Source organism: Algoriphagus sp. NF, assembly GCF_028823735.1.
GTDB classification, from domain to species: Bacteria; Bacteroidota; Bacteroidia; order Cytophagales; family Cyclobacteriaceae; genus Algoriphagus; species Algoriphagus marincola.
In genome coordinates this window covers 18,742-43,621 of sequence record NZ_JAPEIB010000014.1, presented here as the reverse complement: position 1 = coordinate 43,621, position 24,880 = coordinate 18,742, and the positions used below count along the sequence as shown (strand labels likewise).

The 24,880-nt window shown below is 40.1% G+C and carries 24 protein-coding genes; 17 read left to right on the top strand and 7 right to left on the bottom strand.

What is annotated here, in order from left to right:
- Window positions 1–7 precede the first annotated feature (7 nt).
- On the top strand, window positions 8–1,015 hold the full coding sequence (locus OU792_RS08645) for a helix-turn-helix domain-containing protein (RefSeq protein WP_274669959.1): 1,008 nt from the start codon (window positions 8–10) through the stop codon (window positions 1,013–1,015).
- On the opposite strand, the gene OU792_RS08640 is transcribed toward OU792_RS08645, so the two are convergent.
- Window positions 1,005–1,961: an NAD-dependent epimerase/dehydratase family protein gene (locus OU792_RS08640; protein ID WP_134201971.1), complete on the bottom strand. Its 957-nt coding sequence runs from the start codon at window positions 1,959–1,961 to the stop codon at window positions 1,005–1,007. The two genes, OU792_RS08645 and OU792_RS08640, sit on opposite strands and share 11 nt — an antisense overlap.
- Window positions 1,962–2,116: 155 nt before the next feature.
- On the opposite strand from OU792_RS08640, the gene kbl reads away from it, so the two are divergent.
- The gene (gene kbl / locus OU792_RS08635; RefSeq protein WP_274669958.1) at window positions 2,117–3,313 is read left to right on the top strand and encodes a glycine C-acetyltransferase; all 1,197 of its coding nucleotides are present in this window, start codon (window positions 2,117–2,119) and stop codon (window positions 3,311–3,313) included.
- Between the two features lie 147 nt (window positions 3,314–3,460).
- Window positions 3,461–4,054, top strand: a complete 594-nt coding sequence (locus OU792_RS08630; protein WP_274669957.1) for a helix-turn-helix domain-containing protein — start codon at window positions 3,461–3,463, stop codon at window positions 4,052–4,054.
- Here the strand turns inward: OU792_RS08630 and cdaA are convergent, their stop codons facing one another.
- On the bottom strand, window positions 4,055–4,930 hold the full coding sequence (cdaA, locus tag OU792_RS08625; protein ID WP_026946054.1) for a diadenylate cyclase CdaA: 876 nt from the start codon (window positions 4,928–4,930) through the stop codon (window positions 4,055–4,057).
- Window positions 4,927–5,808 (bottom strand): dihydropteroate synthase, encoded by an 882-nt coding sequence (gene folP / locus OU792_RS08620; protein WP_166669401.1) that lies wholly within the window; start codon window positions 5,806–5,808, stop codon window positions 4,927–4,929. Before folP ends, cdaA begins: the two co-directional genes overlap by 4 nt.
- A 15-nt stretch (window positions 5,809–5,823) precedes the next feature.
- Here folP and OU792_RS08615 point away from each other — a divergent pair, with 15 nt between their 5' ends.
- From OU792_RS08615 to OU792_RS08605, 3 genes are read left to right on the top strand one after another with little or no spacing between them, the layout of a single operon-like run.
- Window positions 5,824–6,375: a DUF1599 domain-containing protein gene (locus OU792_RS08615; protein WP_026946052.1), complete on the top strand. Its 552-nt coding sequence runs from the start codon at window positions 5,824–5,826 to the stop codon at window positions 6,373–6,375.
- Window positions 6,365–7,465: a BT_3928 family protein gene (locus tag OU792_RS08610; protein WP_134201974.1), complete on the top strand. Its 1,101-nt coding sequence runs from the start codon at window positions 6,365–6,367 to the stop codon at window positions 7,463–7,465. The genes OU792_RS08615 and OU792_RS08610 overlap by 11 nt, the downstream gene beginning before the upstream one ends.
- The gene (locus OU792_RS08605) at window positions 7,462–8,004 is read left to right on the top strand and encodes a shikimate kinase (protein ID WP_035483433.1); all 543 of its coding nucleotides are present in this window, start codon (window positions 7,462–7,464) and stop codon (window positions 8,002–8,004) included. The genes OU792_RS08610 and OU792_RS08605 overlap by 4 nt, the downstream gene beginning before the upstream one ends.
- Here OU792_RS08605 and OU792_RS08600 read toward each other — a convergent pair.
- Entirely contained in the window at window positions 7,981–9,486 is a 1,506-nt protein-coding gene (locus tag OU792_RS08600) for an OmpP1/FadL family transporter (RefSeq protein WP_134201976.1), read from the bottom strand. The genes OU792_RS08605 and OU792_RS08600 overlap by 24 nt on opposite strands.
- A gap of 77 nt (window positions 9,487–9,563) precedes the next feature.
- Window positions 9,564–10,895 carry a DUF5320 domain-containing protein gene (locus OU792_RS08595; protein WP_134201977.1) on the bottom strand — a complete coding sequence of 444 codons (1,332 nt, stop codon included), beginning with the start codon at window positions 10,893–10,895 and terminating at the stop codon, window positions 9,564–9,566.
- Between the two features lie 120 nt (window positions 10,896–11,015).
- On the opposite strand from OU792_RS08595, the gene proS reads away from it, so the two are divergent.
- The 3 genes from proS (at window position 11,016) to floA (ending at window position 14,093) form a co-directional block, all read left to right on the top strand.
- Window positions 11,016–12,497, top strand: coding sequence for a proline--tRNA ligase (gene proS / locus OU792_RS08590; RefSeq protein ID WP_134201978.1), 1,482 nt, complete (start codon window positions 11,016–11,018; stop codon window positions 12,495–12,497).
- Between the two features lie 124 nt (window positions 12,498–12,621).
- Window positions 12,622–13,080: an NfeD family protein gene (locus tag OU792_RS08585; protein WP_134201979.1), complete on the top strand. Its 459-nt coding sequence runs from the start codon at window positions 12,622–12,624 to the stop codon at window positions 13,078–13,080.
- A 20-nt stretch (window positions 13,081–13,100) separates the two neighbouring features.
- Entirely contained in the window at window positions 13,101–14,093 is a 993-nt protein-coding gene (gene floA / locus OU792_RS08580) for a flotillin-like protein FloA (protein ID WP_394373325.1), read from the top strand.
- Between the two features lie 9 nt (window positions 14,094–14,102).
- Here the strand turns inward: floA and OU792_RS08575 are convergent, their stop codons facing one another.
- Together OU792_RS08575 and hemA are read right to left on the bottom strand one after the other, a co-directional pair.
- The gene (locus OU792_RS08575; RefSeq protein ID WP_134201980.1) at window positions 14,103–15,668 is read right to left on the bottom strand and encodes a WG repeat-containing protein; all 1,566 of its coding nucleotides are present in this window, start codon (window positions 15,666–15,668) and stop codon (window positions 14,103–14,105) included.
- Between the two features lie 65 nt (window positions 15,669–15,733).
- Window positions 15,734–17,002 carry a glutamyl-tRNA reductase gene (gene hemA / locus OU792_RS08570; protein WP_026946043.1) on the bottom strand — a complete coding sequence of 423 codons (1,269 nt, stop codon included), beginning with the start codon at window positions 17,000–17,002 and terminating at the stop codon, window positions 15,734–15,736.
- A 172-nt stretch (window positions 17,003–17,174) separates the two neighbouring features.
- On the opposite strand from hemA, the gene OU792_RS08565 reads away from it, so the two are divergent.
- The 8 genes from OU792_RS08565 (at window position 17,175) to OU792_RS08530 (ending at window position 24,877) form a co-directional block, all read left to right on the top strand.
- Complete coding sequence (locus tag OU792_RS08565) at window positions 17,175–17,840, top strand: ComEA family DNA-binding protein (RefSeq protein ID WP_134201981.1); 666 nt, start codon at window positions 17,175–17,177, stop codon at window positions 17,838–17,840.
- Between the two features lie 28 nt (window positions 17,841–17,868).
- Window positions 17,869–18,348 (top strand): type I restriction enzyme HsdR N-terminal domain-containing protein, encoded by a 480-nt coding sequence (locus tag OU792_RS08560; RefSeq protein WP_026946041.1) that lies wholly within the window; start codon window positions 17,869–17,871, stop codon window positions 18,346–18,348.
- Between the two features lie 56 nt (window positions 18,349–18,404).
- Window positions 18,405–19,118, top strand: a complete 714-nt coding sequence (locus OU792_RS08555) for a Crp/Fnr family transcriptional regulator (RefSeq protein WP_134201982.1) — start codon at window positions 18,405–18,407, stop codon at window positions 19,116–19,118.
- 35 nt (window positions 19,119–19,153) lie between these two features.
- Window positions 19,154–19,660 carry a rhodanese-like domain-containing protein gene (locus OU792_RS08550; protein ID WP_134201983.1) on the top strand — a complete coding sequence of 169 codons (507 nt, stop codon included), beginning with the start codon at window positions 19,154–19,156 and terminating at the stop codon, window positions 19,658–19,660.
- Window positions 19,661–19,738: 78 nt separating this feature from the next.
- Entirely contained in the window at window positions 19,739–20,491 is a 753-nt protein-coding gene (locus tag OU792_RS08545) for a DUF547 domain-containing protein (RefSeq protein ID WP_134201984.1), read from the top strand.
- Window positions 20,492–20,518: 27 nt separating this feature from the next.
- Complete coding sequence (locus tag OU792_RS08540; protein ID WP_134201985.1) at window positions 20,519–21,874, top strand: NAD(P)/FAD-dependent oxidoreductase; 1,356 nt, start codon at window positions 20,519–20,521, stop codon at window positions 21,872–21,874.
- Window positions 21,871–23,415 carry a 4Fe-4S binding protein gene (locus OU792_RS08535; protein WP_274669956.1) on the top strand — a complete coding sequence of 515 codons (1,545 nt, stop codon included), beginning with the start codon at window positions 21,871–21,873 and terminating at the stop codon, window positions 23,413–23,415. Before OU792_RS08540 ends, OU792_RS08535 begins: the two co-directional genes overlap by 4 nt.
- Window positions 23,408–24,877, top strand: a complete 1,470-nt coding sequence (locus OU792_RS08530) for a cellulose synthase family protein (protein ID WP_134201987.1) — start codon at window positions 23,408–23,410, stop codon at window positions 24,875–24,877. The genes OU792_RS08535 and OU792_RS08530 overlap by 8 nt, the downstream gene beginning before the upstream one ends.
- Window positions 24,878–24,880 lie beyond the last annotated feature (3 nt).

The following is a 24,880-nucleotide window of genomic DNA, read 5'->3' as shown; positions in this document are numbered from 1 at the left end:
AATGGTGTTGAGGGCTCTACTTATTGGTAAAAACCCGATTCTTGAATCAAATTTGATTCAGGTTCTTGAGGAGATTTCGTCCAAATTTATTTTAGATAAAATAATTTTGGATGAAGCCTTGCCTTCCTATGAGTATTTTGAAAAATTTGATTTTATTTTTTTTGACGATCATAGCTGTAAGCGGGAGTGGCTTAAATTCCATCGTAAGCTTAAACCTGTGTTTTTAGAAAATAATGTTTCCTTTTTTCTGGTTCTAGGAAAAACCTGTGGCAAGGAAGAAATTTATATTGCTCTCGAGGCGGGAGTGGAAAATATCTTATTTCTACCCTTGGATTTAAGTAGTGCAATAAATAAGCTCAAGAATTCTCAAGATAAAAAAAAGTTTTTTAGTTTTTATAATTCTAAAGATTATAAACTATTTTTTGATAATTCGAGTAATCCCAAAATGTTTGTAAAAAGAGGTATTGTAGAGCGTGCAAATCATGCTTTTTTTAAAAGTGCCAGCTTACTAAATGAGAAAAGTATTATCGGAAAAGAATTCTTTAAACTTTTTGATTTCGAATCACACGAGTCGAATTCTTTAAATTTGCAACGGTTTGAACACCAGTTAGTAAAGTCGGTCGAATTCTTAAATGTGAGATTGCGTCAAAACAATGAGTTATTCCATATTCGAACCATTAGTGTTTCTAATAGATCTTCCAGATTTATCGCTGAAATTCATCCGGTATCAAAGCTTCAAAAAGAGTCTTTCAAGGACCTTTATCTTTTAACAAACGAGAACTACCAGGAACATAACATCAATGGCTTTTCAAATGATTATGAAAAGCTTACAAAAAGGGAAAGGCAGGTTTTAGACCTTTCATCCAAAGGTCTACCACTTAAAGAGATCGCGCAAAGCCTTGGCTTATCAAAGCGAACTGTTGAAAGGCATCGAGCTAATATTATGCAGAAGGCAGATGCACATAATATTTTAGAGGCAATTTTATTCTTTTCCGATTCAGAGGTTAGAGTTTGATTGGAAAAAATTTCGGTAAGTTCTCTAAAATATCTTTTGTCATTTCTTTCAGACCGTATGCTGGTTTCCATCCCCAGTGATCTCTGGCAAAATGGTCATCGATGCTATCTGGCCAGCCATCAGCGATCTGCTGACGGAAATCAGGTTCATAGTTGATTTTGAAATCAGGGTGGTGCACCAAGATACTTTCATAGATATCCTTTGGCGAAAAGCTCATCCCTGCTAAGTTGTAGCTTGACCGTATTTTGACATTTTCAATTGGTGCTTCCATGAGGTCTATGGTGGCTTTGATGGCATCAGGCATGTACATCATTGGCAGCATGGAGTCTTCCCTTAAAAAGCATGTAAATTTCTCTCCATTTAAGGCTTTGTGGTATATATCCACTGCGTAGTCAGTCGTGCCTCCTCCGGGTAGTGCCTTGTATCCAATGAGTCCAGGATATCTCAAGCTTCTAACGTCTACTCCATATTTTTGGAAGTAATATTCGCACCATCTTTCTCCGGCCTGCTTTGAAATACCATAGACAGTATTGGGTTCTTTTACACAATATTGAGGTGTATTGATCTTTGGAGTATTGGGTCCAAATACAGCAATAGAAGAAGGCCAATAAACTTTATTGAGATTGAATTCCCGAGCCAATTCTAATACAAAAAGAAGACTTTCCATATTAAGCTCCCATGCAAAAAGAGGCCGTTTTTCTCCCGTAGCCGAAAGCACAGCAGCAAGATGATAAATCTGTGTAATTTTTTCGTTTTTAACTAAGCTTCGGACACTTTCTTGATCCATGATATCCAAAACCTGAAATCTACAGAAGTCAAATTTTTCCTTTGCCTCTGCATTTAAGTCTGTAGCGATGACATGTTCCGAACCAAATCGGTCTGTAAGGGCTTTGGTAAGTTCAGATCCGAGCTGTCCTGCAGCTCCAATTACTAGGATTTTTTCCATGAGAAAGGAGTAAATTCTTCCCGGCTAGTGATGCCTGGCTTTTTGATTATATTTGGGTTTGCTTGCGCAAAAGTAATAAAAAACCGATGTCCCATGGCGTTTTTTGACGAATGGGAAATCAATAAAAAGAATAAGCTGATCAAAAACCAATCAACATGTATCAACAGATTAAACCCAAGTTTGAACAAGAAATTGCAGAGATTAAAGAAGCAGGTTTATTTAAAAAAGAAAGAGTAATTACCTCTCCGCAGGGAGCTGAAATTACGATCGAAGGTGGAAAAAAAGTTTTGAATTTTTGTGCCAATAATTATTTGGGCCTATCATCTCATCCCAAAATTATTGAAGCAGCAAAGGCAGCGATTGATTCCCATGGCTTTGGTCTTTCTTCAGTACGATTTATCTGTGGAACTCAAGATATCCATAAAAAACTAGAACGAAAGATATCCGAGTTTTTAGGCACGGAAGATACCATCTTATATGCAGCTGCTTTCGATGCGAATGGTGGTGTATTTGAGCCTCTACTAGGTACTGAAGATGCGATTATTTCTGATGCTCTCAATCACGCTTCTATCATTGACGGTGTCCGTTTATGTAAGGCTATGCGCTTTCGCTACCTGCATAATGATATGAGTGATTTGGAAGAGAAACTAAAAGAAGCTCGTGAAGCAGGGGCAAAGCAAATTGTGATTGTGACCGATGGAGTATTCTCTATGGACGGTACAATCGCCCAACTCGATAAAATCGTAGAATTGGCTGAAAAATATGAAGCTATGGTTATGTCCGATGAATGTCACTCCACTGGATTTATGGGCAAATCCGGTAGAGGAGTACACGAATTAAAAGGAGTGATGGGTAAAATGGATATTATTACCGGCACCTTAGGTAAAGCATTAGGAGGAGCTTCAGGTGGTTTTACTTCTGGTAAGAAAGAAATTATCGAATTACTTCGCCAGCGTTCGAGACCTTATCTGTTTTCTAATACCCTTGCACCTTCTATTACAGGAGCTTCCATTGCTGTTTTTGACTTGCTTTCGGAAACTACAGAACTACGTGATAAGCTAGAGGACAATACCAAGTACTTCCGAAGTAAAATGGAGGAAGCAGGCTTTGATATCAAGCCAGGCGAACACCCTATCGTACCTATCATGCTTTATGATGCGGTCCTGTCTCAAAAAATGGCCGAAAAATTATTGGAGAAAGGAATTTATGTGATTGGGTTTTACTATCCGGTTGTGCCAAAGGGTCAGGCTAGAATCCGGGTACAAATTTCAGCAGCTCATGACAAGCATCATTTGGATCAAGCTATTCAGGCATTTATTGAAGTAGGAAAAGAGCTTGGTGTGCTTTCTTAAAATTTCTTTTTGGAAATAAATTATCCCGATTTGAGCGATCAGATCGGGTTTTTTATTTGACGTCATGAATGACGTAAAAATGACGTAAGCTAATTTTTGCCTTTATCTCATGGGGACATAGTTTTGAAAAAATGATTGAGCAAAAAAATGGAAAATAAACTAGGAAATCAACTGAGAAATCTTCGAATCAAAAGGGGAATATCTCAAGAGGAGTTGGCATTACGAGCTGGTGTAAGTTTACGTACGGTGCAGCGATTTGAAAATTCTGAAACAACTCCTAGGGGAGATACTGTTCAAAGGCTTTTTCAAATCTTTGGCAAAAGTCCGGAAGAGGTTCTTGATTGGTCTATGGAGGATAATAGGGGATTTTTAAGTACGATGGCTTTATCAGGGCTTACGTTTATATTTTCTCCATTATTAGGGATTTTTATCCCTTTGATTTTATGGCTAAACCGACGAGGAAAGGTTACAGGCGTTGATGATTTAGGTAAGAAAATGATCAATTTCTTAATATTAATGGCTATTCCAATCTATCTACTTCGTGCTATTTCTTGGATTAAGCTTCAGCCAAGTGCCAATGGTGACATTTCCTTAAATGGATTTCATGATTTTTTTGAAATTATTATTTGGGTCAATGCGATTACTATCTCCCTAGCCGTTACTTTCTGTATTTGGAATGCGATCGCTTTGTTTAGAGGAAAAAGAACATTTTGGCCTATTTCTATTCCAATAATAAGATGATTAAGATTTACTCGTCATAGCCATTTTTCTCCGTTTCTTCATTTCATATTCTTCGAGGTCTTCGAAGCGCTCATTGACATCATGGTTGGCTAGGTAATCATTGAGTGTCTCTCTCACTTCCTGAAAAGACATGTTGTGCAAAATCTTTCCATTTTTGGCCATAGAAATTTGACCAGTCTCTTCCGAAACAATCAAGACCAGCGAATCGGTAGTCTCTGACATCCCTATTCCTGCCCTATGCCTCAATCCAAACTGAGCAGGGACTTCTCGTTCGGTCACAGGAAGAATGCAGCGTGCAGCTTTGATTTTACCGTTGTGAATGATGACAGCACCATCATGAAGAGGACTGTACTTGTTAAAAATCGAAATCAATAGTCTTTTTGAAAGCTCAGCATCCAAAATATCTCCACTCTCTGCATAAAACTTCAATTCGGTACTTTTTGAAATGACCATCAATGCGCCTGTATTACTACCGGCAAGGGTTTTGGAAGCCTCAATGATTGGGTTAATGTTGAATGAGGTATCGTCTTTCTTTTTCCAGAAAAAGAGAATGTCTCTCCACATATTATCGCTGGAAAGGAGGGAGGATCGTCCTATGAGAAGGAGGAATTTACGGATTTCAGGAGCGAAGATGATAATAGCAGCTAAAACTCCGACTCCCATGAATTGACCCAAAATCGAGGATAACAATTCCATCCGCAGGGCCAATACCAATAAGTAAATCAGGTAAATAGACAGAAAACCAAGAAAAATCTTAATCGCTACGCTACCTTTCAAAAGCTTGTAGACCTGATACAATAGCATAGATACCAACGCAATATCAATCATATTGACGATGGATACATCTAGGAATCCTATTTTAAAAAGAAAGGTCAAGCGTAGAGTTGTTTAAATAGTTTTCGGGTTTCGTTTGCTTCTTTTACGTCATGTACTCTTAGTATGTTAGCTCCTTTCATTAAAGCCACCATATTCAATGCAGTGGTGCCATTTAGGGCTTCAGAAGGTTCCACTTCCAGCAGTTTATAAATCATGGATTTTCGAGATAATCCTACCAAAATCGGAAGGTTGATCATATCAAAAAGCTCCAAATTTTTAAGCAGAAAGTAATTTTGCTCCAGTGTCTTTGCAAATCCAAACCCTAGATCAATAATTACATCTTTGATGCCAAACTCTCTTATAATATGTAGCTTTTCTGAGAAATAGTTCAAGATTTCCCGTAAAATATTTTCATAATGGGTTTTTCCCTGCATGTTTTGAGGAGTTCCCTGCATATGCATAATGATATAGGGAACAGATAATTCCGAAATGGTTTTATACATATTTGGATCGAGTGAGCCTCCTGAAATGTCATTGACCATATGAGCTCCTGCTTCTATTCCACGTCTTGCGACCTCTGACCTAAACGTATCCACAGAGATTATTATTTCGGGAAATTCTTCGCTGATCCATTGTATAGGATCTTCGATTCGTTGGATTTCTTCCTCAATACTAATATTTGCGGCACCTGGTCTACTACTGTAGCCCCCTATGTCAAGTATGTCAGCGCCATCATTTATCATTTGTTGGGCTCTTCCCAATACGTCGTCTTTATTTAATTTGAGCCTACTTCCCTCGTAAAAAGAGTCTGGAGTGAGATTCATGACTCCCATTATTTGAGGTTCGTCCCATAGAATCAGTCTTCCTTTGATTTGTAGTGTAATCTTTTGAGGAAATAATTTATCTTCGATCGTCGAAGGAAAAGATATAAGGCTCATTAAAACAGCAAGAAATTGGAAACTAAAACCAATAGCGAATATACACAAGTAATCAGTCGATGTAAAGAACTCTTTCGCAAGAAAACGCTCGATTATGGGACTTCTTGGCGGATTATGCGTCTTGCATCTATTACCGATCAGATTTTCATCAAAGCTCAACGGATTCGTTCTGTACAGGAAAAGGGGAGTCAGAAAATAAATGATCCCTTGGAGGATGATTTTGTCGGAATAATCAATTATTCCCTTATAGCTCTAATCCAGATTTCTTTCAAAGATGATGAGCGAATGGAACTCCCTTTTGAAGAGTTGGAAAAGCATTACGATCAGTGGGTGGATTTGACACGAGGCTTATTGGAAAATAAAAATCATGATTATGGAGAGGCTTGGCGTGATATGAGAGTCAGTTCTATGACTGATATTATCCTGATGAAATTGCTTCGTCTGAAGCAAATCGAAGATAATCAGGGCAAAACACTGGTCTCTGAAGGAATTGAGGCTAATTATCAGGACATGATTAATTATGCAGTTTTTTGTTTAATCAAAATGGGATACCATCATGCTAGCTAAAGGAATACTCTGGGTTTTAAGAATTTTTGTAGGAGGCTTATTTATTTTTTCAGGGCTGATCAAAGTCAATGATCCGGTCGGAACAGCCATCAAATTGGAGGAGTATTTCGATGTTTTTTCCAATGATATTGCGGGCTTTTTTATTTATTTGAAGCCATTTGCTCTTTATTTAGCAGTTTTTCTAGTAGTACTTGAGGTAGTCCTCGGGGTAATGCTCATACTTGGAGTTCGTAGTAAGTTGACTGTTTGGTCTTTGACCGGAATGATTCTTTTCTTCACCTTTCTCACCTTCTTTTCTGCATACTTCAATAAGGTAACTGACTGTGGATGTTTTGGAGATGCTATCAAGTTGACACCATGGGAGTCTTTTTATAAGGATATTATATTGCTGGTGATGATTTTGGGAATCCTGGCTTTAAAAAAGCATTTACCCAAATCTTCCTCAGCTTGGCAGAAACGTGTTGTGTGGTTGGTTGGTGTCTTTTGTTTTGTCCTTTCCCTTACCGCTATCAGAAATCTTCCTTTCATTGATTTTCGTGCGTATAAAGTAGGGGTTAATATTCCTGCCAATATGCAGCCGTCCGAACCCTTGCAATATTCATATGTCATGAAAAAAGATGGAGAATTGCTCACCATGGATCAATACCCTACAGACAAGAGTTATGAATTTGTAGAGATGAATTTGAAAAACCCTGAGGCATTACCAAAGATTTCGGATTTCTCAGTTTGGAATGAGTCAGGAGATCAGTCTGATTTCATTTTTGCAGGCAATAAAGTTCTGATTTTGAGCCCTAACATGGGGAAATTTGATCAGGATAATTTGCCGGATATTCACGATTTGGTAAAAAATATGGAAGGAGCTCCGGTCGATGTGGTATTGATGGCAGCTGCACCTCAGGAAGAGATCGATGCTTTTATCTCAAAGAATGGTTGGAGTATTATTGGGATGCAGTCGGATGCAACTGTTGTAAAAACGATTATTAGATCCAATCCGGGTATTGTAATTATGAAGGATGGTACCGTTTTAGCTAAATATCACCACAACAATACGCCTACTGCTTCTGAAGCTCTAGATTTATTTATTCAATGATGGAGGCACTCAAAGTTGTTCTTGTCGGACTTCCTGGATCAGGGAAAAGTACTTTTGGTAAGGTCTTGGCAAAAGAACTTCGAGTTGATTTTTTAGATTTGGATAGGCTGATTGAGCAGCAGTCTGGAAAAACCATTCCCATGATTTTTTCAGAAAAGGGAGAGGGGGCTTTCCGCGAATTAGAATCAAAAGAACTTGAAAGGGTGCTAAGCAATAAAGAGTCTTTTGTTTTGGCCTCAGGTGGTGGATGTCCATGTTTCAACGATAATATGGACCTCATCAATCAAAAGGGAATCTCAGTATATCTGGATGTGCCCTTGAATGAAATTTCCTCTAGACTTCAACACTCTAGGGTATCTAATAGACCAATGTTTGAAGGGTTGGATGCCGGAGAAATCACTTTGAAGTTAAAAAATCTACTCGCTCAGCGTGGAAGGTTTTATGATCAGGCAAAAATAAAACTCAGCGGAAATGATTTCTCCGCTGAGTTTCTAATTATGGAATTGATCAGTATTTTAAAAAGTCAATCCGATAGTTAATACGCCATTGATGATTGAATTTTCTACATCGGTAATTGGCCCGATATTATTATTTTGACTGTCTAGGACCTGATAAGACTGGTACAATGCACTAGATTGCTGGCTCACCAATGCGAAATCAATATTGAAACTATTGAGCCTTACTCCAAGACCACCACTGATCTGAGTGGTACTTCTGTCAATAAAATTATCTGCAAAAGGGTCCCCAAAGTGAGCATAACCTCCTCTGATATAGAACTTATTGATTCTTCCCTCAGCACCGATTCGATAATTTATTGTGCTGGTATATAGGCTTTGAATAGCCTGATTATCCGGTCCTTCATTGAAACTATTAGAGTTGATTCTTGCCGCAGAATAATCAACCCAGTCCACATCAGCTGAGATGAAACCATTTTTTCCCAAAAAGAAGGTAGCTCCACCACCCAATCTCAACGGTGTGTTTAATCTAAAGTTGTTAATGAAAAGATCCGTCACGGCCTCTTGTCTACCTAAAGTGATATCCTCAGGTTCATAATAGAAGTTGTTGTACTCTGCGACCATGGAAGCTTGATATTCTTCATTCAATCCATACCAAGTAGGACTCTGGAAGTTGAATCCTAAATTCAAGAAGTCGATCGGCTTATAGATTACTCCTACATTTAGGTTGAATCCTGCCCCATTGATAAACAAATCCTCACGAAGAGAGCTTGCAAAAAGAGGTTCGTCAATAAACCCTTCGTTATAAACTTTCTGTGAGAAATAACTGAGCGATCTTATCCCCAAAGAACCTCCTATGAAAAGCTTATGGTCGAAGTTGGCTCCATATCCAAAGGTAATCTGGTTGGATGAGCCTTCCTGCAAAACGTTTTCATCCTGAAAGGGAAGCCCTAAAACAAAGGAATCATAAGTATCTGGATTGGCAATGGGGTTACCATCCTGATCAAATGCTACTGGATTTATCTGATAAGTTTGATATGCCATTCCGGTGATACCAAATGTTTCAATTTGGCTTTCAGGTATACCGAAAGCATCTTGGAGGTAAAAATCAATAATTGAGGTTTCTCCTAAAGCATCTGAAAAATAACCAAACTCGGAATTGAAATTTGCAATACGCTGAATGCTGATTCCCCAAGACCCACCTTTAAATGAACCCCTCTCCATTACTCCTTTTGGGTTGGCAAATACGATGGATAGATTAGGTGCAGAAAAATTAGAAGTGTTGTAGGATCTATTTTGTCCAAGATAATTTGTCTGTACTCCCCAATCACTATATCCCAAGCTAATTGAAGCTTCTGATTTTCTGAAAAAACCTAAGCCTGCAGGATTGCCGGCGATATTTGACACATCACCACCTAGGGACCACTGTGTTCCCCCAATAGCCATTATTCGTGCTGAACCTGCTGGGAAGCTTTGACTGAATCGTAAGGCATCTTCAAAATATCCACTTTGTGCAGCTGCACCCAAAGAGAATATCGAAAAGACAATAGCGATTATATACCTCATAAATTTTAATGATAGTTTGAATTTAAAAACGAAAAAATGATTGAAACGGATAAATTTAATTCAAAAAAAAAGGGGAATTAATTTCCCCTTCCTCCTCTCGATCCTGATGAGGAACTACTTCTCGAGACACCGCCACCTCCAGAAGATCTCATGCCCCCACTAGATGAGCTTCTCGATGGAGTACTCATTCTACTTGGAGTGCTAGAGCTGCGGCTTGGTGTATATGTTCTGTTTGTTGTACCACGGTTGTAAGAAGGACTAGAACTTCTACTAGGAATAGCGCTTCTATTATAAGATGGGCTAGTGCTTCTTCTTGAATTGTAATTGTTCATAGATCTTGAAGGAGCGTATCCGCTTCTATCCATAGTTCTGGTAGAAGGTCTTGCAGTTGGCATAGCACTTCTAGAGCGAGTCGCAGATGATCGGTTCATGGCTGCAGATCCTGTATTTCTAGGAGAAGAATTCGCTATTCTTGATCTATTGGAGTTATAATAATCTGATTGACTATTTGAGAAGTCTCTGGCAGGTACTCTAGAGCGATCAGAAGAAACCAAACTTCTATTGGACATTGCACTTCTACGTGCTTGAGCTCTTGATGTGTTTGGCAATACTGCATTGCTTCGGTCTCCTGAAACTCCAGCTAAGGATGCACCGCGGGTAGGTCTTGCTCCTCTTACAATTCTTCTATCTCCAAATTCTCCACCTGGCAATACATAAATCGGACGGTTACCATAGATTGGCATTCCCCATCCGGGACCCCATCCGCCTCCCCAGGCGTAGCTTGGTCCCCAGAAAGGATCGTAAAATCCTCCCCATCCAGGTCGGTAAAATGGATTACCCCAAGGTGAGCCCCAGAATGGACTGCCAAAACCAAATCCTATGTTGATAGAAAATCCAGGTCTGAAGCCCCATCCGGCTCCCCAGCCGAAGCTAGGACCCCAGAATGGATCCCACATGCCGAATCCCCAAGGATTGAAGCCTGTCATGAATCCCATACTGAATGCAAGTCCGGAGTTGAAGCCTGAATTGAAAGAATTATTATTGTTGTTTACAGAAAAATTATTGTAAGCGTCAATGTCTCCTTGAGTTGATTGAGTTTCAGTGTTGTCATCGAAGTACACCACTTCATCTCCTGTCTCCTCGGGAGTGGCAGAGTATTTTGCCAAATATTCCGGATTTACATTTCTACTACTGAAACTTTCATTCGGAACTGTTTGAGCTTGTTCAAATTGCTCAAAAGTCTCCGGAGTATTATTTGCTACGGCATAAGTACTCGAAATTTGAGCATCAGAAGCCATGAAATAGAGATTATCCGATGGGCTGGTACTCGCTATTTGAGATGTAGAGCAAGAACTCAAAGTCACTGCTCCGATGATTACTAATGATAAGATGCCTTTAAATTGCCTCATAGCTTTATTTAGTTGTTAGTACAGTATACGGCCTTAAGGGTGTAGGGTTATTCTTTTTGGCTATATTTGCGACGCTTAATTTAGCAAAATTATCTACAAATAACTTCCAAATCAACTATAATGAGTAAAGGACTTCCAAAACGAAGTGAGGATTATTCCCTTTGGTATAATGAATTAGTGAAAAGAGCTGATTTAGCTGAGAATTCGGCTGTTCGAGGCTGTATGGTCATTAAACCTTATGGGTATTCAATCTGGGAAAAAATGCAAGCCGAGTTAGATCGGATGTTTAAAGAAACAGGTCATACCAATGCTTATTTCCCACTCTTTATACCTAAGTCATATTTGAGCAAAGAAGCTTCTCATGTGGAGGGCTTTGCAAAAGAGTGTGCCGTAGTCACTCATTATCGATTAAAGAATGATGAGAATGGAAAGGGAGTTGTCGTAGATCCTGAGGCAAAGCTTGAGGAAGAGCTAATTGTACGTCCTACCTCTGAGACGGTCATTTGGAGTACGTATAAAAACTGGATTCAATCCTATCGAGATCTTCCGTTGCTAGTGAATCAGTGGGCCAATGTAGTTCGATGGGAAATGCGAACTCGACTATTCCTTCGCACAGCAGAGTTTCTTTGGCAAGAAGGCCACACAGCCCATGCCACCAAAGAGGAAGCTGAGGCTGAGACACTTCAAATGATGCAGGTGTATGCTCAGTTTGCAGAAGAATTCATGGCTTTACCGGTGGTGAGAGGAAGAAAGACCGAAAATGAGCGTTTTGCAGGTGCTGAAGATACCTTATGTATTGAAGCAATGATGCAGGACGGTAAAGCTCTTCAAGCAGGAACTTCTCATTTTTTAGGGCAGAATTTTGCTAAAGCCTTTGATGTGAAATTTGCGACTAAAGAAGGTGGACTTGATTTTGTCTGGGGAACATCTTGGGGCGTGAGTACCCGTCTGATGGGAGCTTTGATCATGGCTCACTCTGATGACAATGGGTTAGTTTTACCTCCGAAACTTGCTCCGATGCAGGTAGTAATTGTTCCAATTTATCGTGGAGATGATGAATTTAAGGCCGTTAGTGTCAAAGCCAATGAGTTGGTTTCAGCATTGAGAAAAGCTGGTGTCTCTGTTAAATTTGATGATCGTGATACGCACAAGCCAGGTTGGAAGTTTGCAGAATATGAATTGAAGGGTGTGCCGCTTCGTATTGCGCTTGGTCCAAGAGATTTGGAAAATGGGACTGTCGAAATCGCTAGAAGGGATACCTTAACAAAAGAATCATTTGCATTAGATTCTATGCCAATCGAAGAGAAGGTTAAAACGCTTTTGGATGAAATTCAAACTTCCATCTACCAGAAAGCGAATGATTTCAAAGAGTCGCATACGACCGAGGTAAACTCTTGGGAAGAGTTTCAAGAACTCCTAGAATCCAAAGGAGGTTTTCTTTCTGCTCATTGGGATGGAACTAGTGAGACTGAAGATAAAATCAAAGAATTGACTAAAGCCACTATCCGTTGTATTCCACTTGATCAAAAAGAAGAAAGTGGAAAATGCGTATTAACAGGAAAGCCTTCCAAAGGCAGAGTCCTTTTTGCGAAAGCTTATTAAATTCAAACCCGGTCAAACCGGGTTTTTTTATTGCCTTTAATTCCAAAACTAAATTGTTTTCGAAGTTTCTATTTCCATTATAATTCTTTGTCGTATCTTGGTTTTGAAGTAATCAAGGTTTCAAATGTCGATTTTGATTTTAGTAAGTCTTCTAGGTATTGGGCTGATTTTATTATTGGCTGAGATCCTATTCGTTCCAGGTACTACCGTCGTGGGAATATTTGGCCTAGTGATCAGTCTTGCAGGAGTGACCTATGCCTTTCTTACGTTTAATCCTGAAATAGCTTGGTGGATCACAACTGGCGCAGTCATAATCAATTTAGCCGCTGTAGTCTATGGCTTTCGCTCAGGAGTTTGGGATAAGTTTTCCTTGAAGTCTTCCATGCAGGGTGGGGCTTTCGACGATCGCTTGGTAGGGCTTCAAGTAGGGATGATGGGAAAAGCTGCCTCTGACATCAAACCTTATGGAAAGGCAGATTTCCAAGATCAAATCTATGAAGTCAAATCCGAATCTGGATTCATTCCAGTAGGTACGGAGATTACTGTTATTCGAATAGAAAATAATCTGATTTTAGTTAAATAATTATGGATCCAAACAGTTCAATGTTCATTTTAATCGCTGCAGTGGCAGGGATTATTCTTTTATTCATTTTCCTTTATTTCGTACCCGTAAATCTTTGGATTACGGCTCAATTTGCGAATGTACGTGTAGGAATCGGTGAACTCATCGGGATGAGAATCCGGAAAGTACCACCGAGTATTATTGTTAACTCGATGATTACTGCGACCAAGGCAGGTTTGCAACTCACGACAAATGATCTAGAAACGCACTACTTGGCAGGAGGAAACGTGCCAAATGTAATTCGAGCTCTAATCTCCGCAGACAAGGCCAATATTAATCTTTCCTTCAAGCAGGCTACAGCAATTGATTTGGCAGGTAGGGACGTATTTGAAGCAGTTCAAATCAGTGTGAATCCAAAAGTGATCAATACACCGAGTGTCGCTGCAGTGGCTGCAGATGGAATTCAGCTAGTCGCAAAAGCACGAGTGACTGTGAGAGCCAATATCGCCCAACTAGTCGGTGGTGCTGGTGAGGACACCATTTTAGCAAGGGTAGGAGAAGGGATTGTTACCTCTATTGGTTCGGCTGATACGCACAAGAGCGTACTCGAAAACCCAGACAAAATTTCGAAACTCGTGTTACAACGTGGCCTGGATGCAGGAACTGCATTTGAGATCCTTTCAATCGATATTGCAGATATTGATGTGGGAACCAATATCGGTGCAAAACTTCAAATCGATCAGGCTTCAGCTGACCTTAAAGTAGCAGAGGCGAAGGCAGAAGAGCGAAGAGCAATGGCAGTTGCTTTGGAACAAGAGATGCGTGCCAAGTCTGTTGAAATGCGTGCCAAAGTTATTGAAGCAGAAGCGGAAGTTCCTTTGGCTCTTGCAGAGGCTTTCCGATCTGGTCAACTTGGGGTGATGGATTACTATCGAATGGAGAATATCAAATCAGATACTTCCATGAGAGATTCCATAGCCAATTCTGATTCAGATAGTTCGGATTCGAGCAAGGGCAAAAACGAGAAAAAATAAGAAAAGGGCTTAGCGCCCTTTTTTTCTTTTTTTAGGATCCATTGGTTCCACTACAATAATTGGCTTGTAGGTACATTTGACGAGGATAGTATTTTTAAATTGATCAAAAATTATGTCCTCATAATCTACCGGAAGGACATTTTTTCCTGTTCTATCGAAAAGCCCGATTTTCCCATCAGACTCAGCTGTCAGCCAGCGGCCATCTTGCACTAGAATACTATCAAAAAGGTTTTCTAATTTCGGATCTTGATTAGAAGAGTAAAAGCCTGCTTTCCCATTACGGATGGCGATAAATTCTCCTTCATCTAAGGGAATGATATTTTCAAAGCTTTCAACTCCTTTGTACTCATTATCAGCGCTTAGAATGAATTTCCCTGATGAATTTTCACCGATTGCTCTTCCATTCGATTGAATACTGACTCTATCCCAGTTTGCATCGGAAAGGATTTTTCCGCTTCGGTCAATAATGCCCCAAAAACCCCCTTTTCTGAAGGCAGCAATTCCATTTTTGAAGCTTCCCATTTCATCGAGGCTTGGACTAATTATCCACTGACCATTGGAGTCTACGGCTCCCCATTTACCTAATTCATTACTAGCAGGGAAAAGTTTTTCATCACTTCCACGGATAATAGAAAGGCTATCGCTAGGGCCTACCAGCCATCCATCTCTTCCCAATAGCCCCAGTTTATTGTCTCTAAATTTCACATTGTACAAATCCGGGCCGATTCGGTTTACCTCGGTCATTCCTACGGCATCCAGTAGTATGCCATCCTCTTTCATTACTCGACGAAGCTTGCCATGAATGAATTCTAGCATAAGATCATTTTCGAAAGAGATTCTGTGGAAACTATTGTATCGGACATTTGCCTGAATAGGATCTCCCTCCACCAAAAGATATTGGTTTTCATTGAATCCAAAGTAAAAGTTTCCTCGGGTATGCTCAAGCGAATCCAAAACAGCATCCAAGACCACTCGACCTTCCATATTGAGCAAGCCATATCCTTCTACATCTTTGATTAAAAGGTAGTCACTGTCATTATCCTCTAATGATTCATAATCCTTTGTGGGATTGATGGACAAGGGCAAATAGTACTTTCCGTTATCTTCTGCAATTACCTGTCCTCTACTGCTGATCCAAGCATGATCCAGCACTCCCAAAGACCGGGTTGTCCCTTTTCCTCTTTCATAGACAAAGTATTCCTGACCTTTTTTAGCAAGAAGAAGATTGAAAAAAACCTCAATTTGATCATATTTTAGGTCCAGAACTTTTTGACCATATTCGTGATAGGCTCCCAGTCCAGATTCGCCCTTTACCAAAATCCAGGGCGATAGATACTGATAGACTTCTTGGCCTTCGATTTGGACAGCAGGCTGATAGTCATTGGAAAGGAGAAAAAGACCCTCATTGGTTTCTGCAATTCTCACAGCTTCCCCGAGTACAAGGATTTCATTATACATCAACCTTGAGACAAGGCTCATTTCCGAGTTATAAACCTCCCAGGTTTGTGCATTTGATTTACCGACCAGGAAAAGAGCGAAAAAGATTAGAATGTAAAGTTTTTTGAGGTTTTCCATGTCCTAGAATAATAAAGACCAAAGAAAGCTACTTCTTTGGTCTTCATCTATGTTATTGAACCGAATTATTTATCTGATTTAATCTTGTCAAGATCGAATAGGTCTGAAATAATCTCGATCATTTCCTCTGCCTCGTCCCGCTTACAAGCATTCTTTAATTGAATTACCGGAACCTTGAGGATTTTTTGCATCATGCTTTTGGTAATCTTATCGATGATGGCCACTTCATCCTCAGATGCATTTTTGAGGAACCGAGACATTTCCTCTAGTCGAATTTGCTCTAGTGACTGCTTTAATTTATTGATGGTAGGAGAGACCATCATTTCCTTTTTCCAATTGTAGAATTCGTCAATTGATTCTGAAATCAGTTTTTCCACATCAGGAATCGAAGCAAGTCTTTTATCAAGAGCCTCAGAAGCTTTACTTCGAATATTATCTACGTTGTATAGAATCACCCCAGGTACTTCTTCTACAGTAGTTTCAATGGACCTAGGGACTGAGAGGTCAATCAGAAGTTTGTATGATTGGATTTTGAAACGACTGATGAGTTCCTTGGTGATAAAAGGATCATTTCTATGAATGGAAGAAACAATCACATCTGCCTCATCCATTGCTTGATCTAATTGATCAAATGGAACCACCTCAAAACCCAACTCAGCAGCTATAATTTCTGCCTTCTCTTGCGTACGATTGGAAATCTTGACCTTCGCGTCAGGAAGGTAAACCATGTTTTTTGCTACATCTTCACCTATTTCCCCTAGACCAATCAATAAAATTCGAGGTTGATAGGTGTTGGAAGTCAAACTTTCCATCAATTCGATGGTGGCATAGGAAAGCGAGGCTGCACCGTCTCTGAAAGCAGTCTCCTGCACCACACGCTTGTTGGTGAAGAAAACGGTGTGCATCAAACGATGCAAAAATGGACCTGCCATGTCCAGATCAACAGAGGTTTGATAGGCTCTTTTGACCTGATTAGCAATTTGAATATCTCCCACTACCTGAGCTTCCAGACCGACTGCCACTCGAAAAAGGTGAGAAACAGAATCCTGATCGTTTTTGTAGAGCTCAAAATATTCCAAATAATCAGTGACCTCAGGAATTCCTTTTTCCAGTCCGATCAGTTTGATTATTTCAGAACTGAGATCCAGTTCATGTGAGTAGTAAACTTCTGTCCGATTGCAAGTTGAGAGTATGAGGGCATCTTGAAGACTGAAAAACTCCTTCAATTTGATCAAAATTGAATGAATAGATTGATCATCTAAAGCAATCAATTCACGAATCTGAACAGGAGCTGTCTTGTGGGATAAACTTATTGCACTGAACTTAAATTGCATAGTATTCTTCTTGCCTCGCAAATTTAATAGACACAGGTGGAGGAAATGTGATTTATGTCATTTATCAATCAATTTAGAAACCGTCTAAATAAATTGTTAGCAAAGGTCTGAATTATTTGAATTGAATGCCAATATTCTTAACTTATCCGTTATTGATCAATTCTATTGAAGTATGAGACTTCGTTTTTTGTATTGGTTGAAAAGGGAAATTGGATTTAGCCGAAAAGAGTCCAGAGGATTTTTATTAGTTGTTCCTGTTCTGACTTTTTTAGCCTTTAGTCCTGAGCTTTTTTCATTGATTTCGAGGCAAATTGATCCTGCCACGGAGAAGAACTTGATAGAGATCGCAGATTCGCTTCGATTGTTGGGTTTTGAGGAAGTTTCTTCACCTTATCCGGTTCGAGTAGGATTGGACACTGTCAATAGGTCCATGCAGGGGCTTCGAAAAATTCCATTCTCGGAAGCAGACTCCATTACACTTCAAGTTGTTCCGGGAGTAGGCCCAACTTTAGCTGCTAGGATTATCAAATATGAAGTTTCAATGGGAGGCTTTTTCTCAAAAGATCAATTGAAAGACATTTACGGGGTACAGCCTGAGGTTGCAGATCGAATATGGGAATATTTTGAATTTGACGGAGAAATCAGAAATCGATTGGCCATCAATGATGCTACCGTGGAGGATCTGGCAAAGCACCCCTATATCAGTTATGGGCAGGCAAAAGTAATTATAGCATACCGCAATCAGCACGGGAATTTTCAGCAGGCAGATGACTTGCTTAAAATCCGGATTTTTGATCCGGAGTGGATCCAAAAAATAGCCCCTTATTTGACTTTTTAATCTGGCCAGCAAGCTCCATCTTTGGGGCATGAAAGAGGTACTCTTCAAAGAAAAATTTCCTCAACTCAACCTTCCCGAATGCAATCCTAGAATCACTGAAGAAGAAGGGAAGTTGTTGATATTTGATTCGATCCGAAAGAAACATCTTGTGCTGACCCCGGAGGAATGGGTACGGCAGCATTGGATTTATTTTTTGGTAGAGAAAAATCAATATCCGAAGGGTCTCCTTGTAACTGAAAAAGGGTTGACCTATAATAAACTTCAAAAGCGTACGGATATACTTGTGCGTAATCAAGAAGGAGCTCCTTACTTATTAGTGGAGTGCAAGGCACCAACTGTCCCAATCAATCAAAAGACAGTGGATCAGGCTGTCCTCTATCACTTCAAGCTCAAGTCGAACTTTTTGATCCTCAGTAATGGTTTCTCACACATATTTCTAAAATATGACTTCTCAAAAAATCAATTTCTCCAAGAAAAAAATCTACCCAAAGCACCATTTTCTCATTGAAATTTTATGATTTCAGTCATTTTTTTTACCTTTTAATCATTAACGAATACCCCACTATGTCTAACTCAGTAAAACAACTTCCTTGCGAACTTTGCGCCAGCAGAAAACATTCTTTGCTTTCTGATTTGTCAGAATCTCATATCTGCAGTATCTCTGAAAGTAAAAACTTGATTTCTCATCGAAAAGGGCAAATTCTCTTCTATGAAGGTACCAAGCCTTTAGGAATATTCTGTATCAATTCTGGAGTGGTCAAAGTTTACAAAACAGCTTCGAATGGGAAAGATCAGATTATACATCTAGCTAAAGCTGGTGACTTCTTGGGCTATTCTGCACTTTTGGGGGAAGAAAATTATACTACTTCGGCGATGATTGTCGAGGATGCGAAAATATGCTTTATACCTAAAGAATCATTTTTAGAAACTCTTTTTGGAAATACACAATTCTTTAAGCGGGTGACGAAGCAGCTAAGCCATGAACTCAATATCATGGAGGATAAACTGACAGATGCCACCCAAAAGAGTATTCGGGAACGACTTGCCTACACGCTTCTTCTTTTGGCAAGTAGCTATGGTGTGGAAGGAAATGAAGCTCAAAAAATTGACCTTGTTCTCAGTCGGGAAGAAATAGCCGGAATCGTGGGTACGGCCACGGAGTCAGTGATTCGACTACTCTCCGAATTCAAAAAGGATAATCTAATTGAATTTGAAGGAAAGAAAATCATCATCAAGGATCGAAGAGGTCTTGCGCGGCTTTCAGATTTTTACGCCTGATAGAACCTCCCAAGCCAAATTGGGGTTTAGGCTTTATGATTTCAAAATGTTTATTGCCTGCTAAAGCTTTCATTATATACTGTGCCATTTCATTTTTGGCCTTCTCAGCCAATGGACAGTCTTTGGCCTATCGGACCATGCTGAGTACGCTTTACGATTCAGATTTTCCCGTCATTTATCCCAATCAAATCGAAAGGCTGTCTAAGTACCAAATCTTGGATACCCGAGAAAAAGAGGAGTATGAGGTCAGCCATTTGGATGGAGCAATTTGCGTCGGATACGATGATTTTTCGGAGGAGGTTTTTGAAAAGCTAAATCCTGACAGACCTGTGTTGGTTTATTGCTCAGTGGGGGCACGATCTCAGGATATTGGTAAAAAGTTGGTCCAAGAGGGCTTCAATGTCGTAAATCTTTACGGAGGCATCTTCCAATGGGTAAATGATGGATTACCGGTTTATGACTCACTGGGTAAGACGGAAAAGGTGCATGCTTATAATCGGGCCTGGGGAGTATGGCTCAACAAAGGCGAAAAGGTTTATTGAAACCTGTCTTCTGGACGACGGTTCACTTTTCTAATAGTCTTTACCTTTATTCAATCTTCAATTAGAAATAATGAATTTATGTATAATCTCATGATTGCTTTAGTTTTCTCACTTCTTTCCTGTGGAGCTTCTGACCTTGGAGGCATCAATACGACCCCACCAGATCATAGCGTCTGGAATGAACTCCTCGGTAAGCATGTGAAAGAGGATGGAATGGTCGACTACCGAGGTTTTATAAGAGATCGGGAAAAGCTGGAAATCTACCTCAAAACCATTAGCAGCAATTCCCCTGATCGAGAAAAATGGTCTGAAGAAGAGCAACTTGCCTACTGGATCAATGCTTACAATGCTTTTACCGTCAAGCTGATTGTAGATAATTATCCAGTGGAAAGCATACGAGACCTTGGCCCTAAATTGAAAATCCCCCTGATCAAAGATGTTTGGCACTATAAGTTTTTCAAAATAGGGGGGCAGGAAAGTAGTCTAGATGAAATAGAACATGGTATTCTTCGCAAAGAATTTGAAGAACCTAGGATTCACTTTGCCATTAATTGTGCATCTTTTTCTTGTCCACCTCTGCTAAATGAAGCCTTTGTTCCGGAAAGAATAGATCAGCAATTAGATGAAGTAGCCAAATCATTTATCAATGACCCTAAGCGAAATAAGATTTCAAAAGATAAGGCTGAAATCTCATCCATATTTTCGTGGTTCAAGGGTGATTTTACCAAAAATGGGAGCTTGATTGATTTTTTAAACCAATATTCCAAAGTCAAACTCTCTTCCAATGCCAAAATCAGTCATCTGGACTATGACTGGAGTCTAAATGAATAGGCTATCTTTGATCATCAAGAAATCTTCATGAGTCCAAGCAAACATATTGTCATCTTAGGTAATGGAATTGCAGGTATCACCTGTGCGCGACATCTCCGAAAAGGTGATGATAATATTCAAATAACCGTAATCTCCGGTGAAAGCAAATATTTCTTTTCCCGAACAGCCCTGATGTATGTGTACATGGGGCACATGAAATTCGAGCACACGCAACCATACGAGAATTGGTTTTGGGAGAAAAACCGGATTGACCTTGTTCAAGATTGGGTTGAGAAAGTGGATTTCAAGGAAAAAAAATTGTGCTGCCAAAGCGGAAAAACCATCACTTACGACCAATTGGTTTTGGCTACTGGATCTAAGCCTAATAAATTTGGCTGGCCTGGTCAGGATTTGGAAGGTGTGCAGGGCCTATATTCCAAACAGGATTTGGAATTGATGGAAAAGAACACCGAATCAGGAGTGAACCAAGCGGTGATCGTTGGGGGAGGACTAATTGGTATTGAAATGGCTGAAATGTTAGCCTACAAAAATATTGAAGTTACTTTTTTGGTTCGTGAGTCTGGATTTTGGAGAAATATTCTCCCAGAAGAAGAGTCCGAAATGGTAGGAAGGCATATCCGAGAGCATCATTTTGATTTGAGGGTCAATACAGAGCTTGAGGAAATTATATCCGATGGAAGTGGAAAAGTCAAGGCGGTAAAAACAAAGTCTGGCGAGGAAATTCCCTGTCAATTTGTGGGTTTGACTCCAGGAGTAAGTCCAAACATAGATTTTCTGAAAGGCGCTGAATTGGACTTGGATAGAGGAATTCTGGTTGATCACTTATTTCAGACCAATCTCAGGGATGTATTTGCTATCGGAGACTGCGCACAGTTTCGAGAAAAGCCCGATAAAAACCGAAATATAATCGAACAAGTCTGGTATACCGGGAGGATGCATGGTGAGACTTTGGCCCAAACCATTCTGGGTAAGCCTACGCCCTATAAGCCTGGTGTTTGGTTCAATTCAGCTAAATTTTTGGATATTGAATACCAAACGTATGGACAGGTTCCAGCCGATTGGGATGAAAGTAAAGTCTTAAATTTCTATTATGAGCACAGTTCTGGCAAAGTCTGTTTCCGCATGCTTTGTGATTCAGACGGAAGAATTTTGGGAGTGAATAATTTTGGGTTTAGGCTTAGACATGAGTTCTTTGATAAAGCTATCCGCGAACAGTGGTCTGGGCAAAAAGTGATTCAAAATTTGGATAAGGCTAATTTTGATCCTGAGTTTTTCGCACCCTATATCTCAGCAATACAGAGAAAGTATGCTGAAGAAAATAACATTACCTTGAAAATCTCTAAACCCTCATTCTTTCAAAGATTGATCGGAGCGAAGCTATGAAGTACATTCAACTAATTGGGCTAACCTTATTTCTGACAGGATTACTGGCTTTCACAGTCATTCCCTTTTTGGGTGAATACACCATTTCTGAGGCGATTGTGCTTGACAATACCAAGGATATTCATCAAGAAAAGATGAATGAGTTATTGGCGCCCATGTATGGTAAGGAGTACTCAAATTCATTCAGTTTCATTCGGGAGCTTAATCAACGAGTAGATGACTACAATTCCGTGCTAAAAGCTGAATCCAACTGGGACCAAGTCATTTGGGATGATTACAGTTTTCCTTTGGCTAAAGCTTCTCTTTCAAGTCCAGTTCAAAACCATCCCTGGCTTTTCCTTTTTTTAAGTATTGGCCTGACTGTACTCGGAGGACTTTTTTATAATTTTCCAAAATTTAAAGGAGAGCCTGAAGGGGTTAAGAACAATGGAATTTTTCATTCCAAAATGAAAAATAGAGGTTGGCTTGGCATGTTGACAGGAAGCTACTTGATCCTATTTTATGTGATTTTGTATTGGTTTCCAGCTTACATGGTTAATCTGGTTTGGATGGTGGAGCCTTTGAGTCTTATTCTATCAGGCAATCCTGCAAGTCAGTGGTTTTTGTATGGATTGATTTATACGCTTGCCATTTTGGTAATGGGAGTACGGATGTTTAGGAAATATCGAGGAAATCGATACCAGCAAATCCGAACGGCCTCTGTCATGTTTTTCCAGACAGCCTTCGCTTTTTTGATTCCTGAAATCCTTGTCTTGTTGAATAAGCCTTATTTTGATTTTAAGAATATTTGGCCGCTTGACTATTCATTTTTCTATGATTATCGAATAGAGACCTTAACCAGCTCAGGGGCAATCGGGATGTTTATGCTGATTTGGGGAATACTATTGATTGTGGTTGGAGTGCCTTTATTCACTTATTTCTACGGAAAGCGATGGTACTGTTCGTGGGTTTGTGGATGTGGCGGATTGGCGGAGACTGTGGGAGATCCTTACCGGCAGCTTTCAGATAAATCCCTAAAATCCTGGAAAATCGAGCGCTATTTGATTCACGGAGTATTGGTTTTGGCGGTAGTGATGACCGCTCTTACGATTGCCAATTACTTTTCAGCATTCAGCTTTCTTGGAAATGTGACCAATCAGCTTCACTCATTCTATGGCTTTGCAATCGGATCTGCGTTTGCAGGAGTAGTTGGGACAGGATTTTATCCTTTCATGGGGAATCGTGTATGGTGCCGATTTGGCTGTCCTTTGGCTGCTTACTTGGGGATGGTACAGCGATTCAAGTCTAGATTTCGAATTACTACTAATGGAGGTCAGTGTATCTCATGTGGAAACTGCTCGACCTATTGTGAAATGGGAATCGATGTGCGATGGTATGCCCAAAGGGGTCAAAATATAGTCCGTTCTTCCTGCGTGGGTTGCGGAGTTTGCTCTGCTGTCTGTCCGCGTGGCGTACTGAAACTCGAAAATGGTCCTGAGGAGGGCCGAATCAATGAAATGCCGATTTTGATTGGCAATGATTCTGTAAAACTCAATGCCTGATTTTATTTCTTACTTCTTTCTGAGTGTATATCTCCTAGGTATGCTGTTGATTTTGGGCTATGCTTTGGCACAGGGTCATCTGTTATTCAATTTTTGGAAAGCCAGAAAGAGAAATCTGAAACCTGAAGCCATTAAAGACTTGCCTCGGGTCACGATACAATTGCCAATTTTCAATGAGCAGTATGTGGCCGAGAGGCTTATTGAAGCGATCACTAAGATCCAATACCCACTAGAAAAGCTTGAAGTACAAATTCTAGACGATAGTACGGACGAAACGCAGGATTTAATTCGTGAAAAAATCAAGGAGTTCCCTGATTTCCCTTTTGTTTACATTCATAGGGAAAATCGGAAGGGATTTAAGGCAGGAGCCTTGAAAGAAGGATTAGAAAAAGTAAAAGGGGAATTCATTGCGATTTTCGACGCGGATTTTCTTCCAAGTCCTGATTTTTTACAAAAGACTATCCCTCATTTTCAAAATCCAAAGGTCGGAATGGTTCAAACACGATGGACGCATATCAATGAGTCTTATTCGCTTTTGACCCGCCTCCAAGCTTTTGCTTTAGATGCCCATTTCCTGATTGAGCAGGTAGGTCGAAATACCTTAGGGGCCTTCATTAACTTCAATGGGACAGGCGGCGTTTGGAGAAAGGATTGTATTCTGGATGCCGGCAATTGGGAAGATGATACGCTGACGGAAGATTTGGATTTGAGCTATCGGGCACAAAAGAAGGGATGGAAGTTCATTTACAGACCTGAGATCGAATCGCCTGCCGAACTTCCACCAATCATGTCAGCCATCAAGTCTCAGCAGTTTCGCTGGAATAAGGGTGGGGCTGAGTGTGCCAAAAAGCATGCATCATCTGTACTCCAAGCTGATTTGCCGGTCAAAACCAAGTTGCATGCCATGGCGCATCTATTTAATAGCAGTATTTTCTTGGTGATTTTGGCTGTAAGCTTGGCGAGTATAGCAGTTTGGTGGATGGGTTTCCAAGGTTTCATTAGCACCAGATGGACCCAATTTGCCGGTATTTTCTTGATTGGTTTTGTGATCATCGCTTTGGTTTACCTGATCTCCTATTTTTATTCCAAAAAGGGATTCTTCAAATCCCTGCTAGAAGCTATTTTTATTCTTCCGCTGTTTCTTTCCGTGTCTATGGGGATGGCAGTTCACAATTCCCAAGCAGTTTGGGAAGGGTTGACAGGCAAGAAATCTCCATTTGTCAGGACTCCAAAGTTCAACCTTGAGTCAAGAAAATCCAGCCTTCGAAATAACCTTTACTTGAAGTTCCCTATGCCTGCGACTACCTGGGCAGAGGGATTTCTCGCATTAATCTTTTTGGTGATGGTCATTTTGGCTATACAGTCTGGCTACTATCTGTTTTTACCTTTTCATGCCATGCTCGCATTTGGATATGGCCTTGTTTTTTTTACCTCGTTTCGGTCCTATAGTTTGGGGAAATAATTT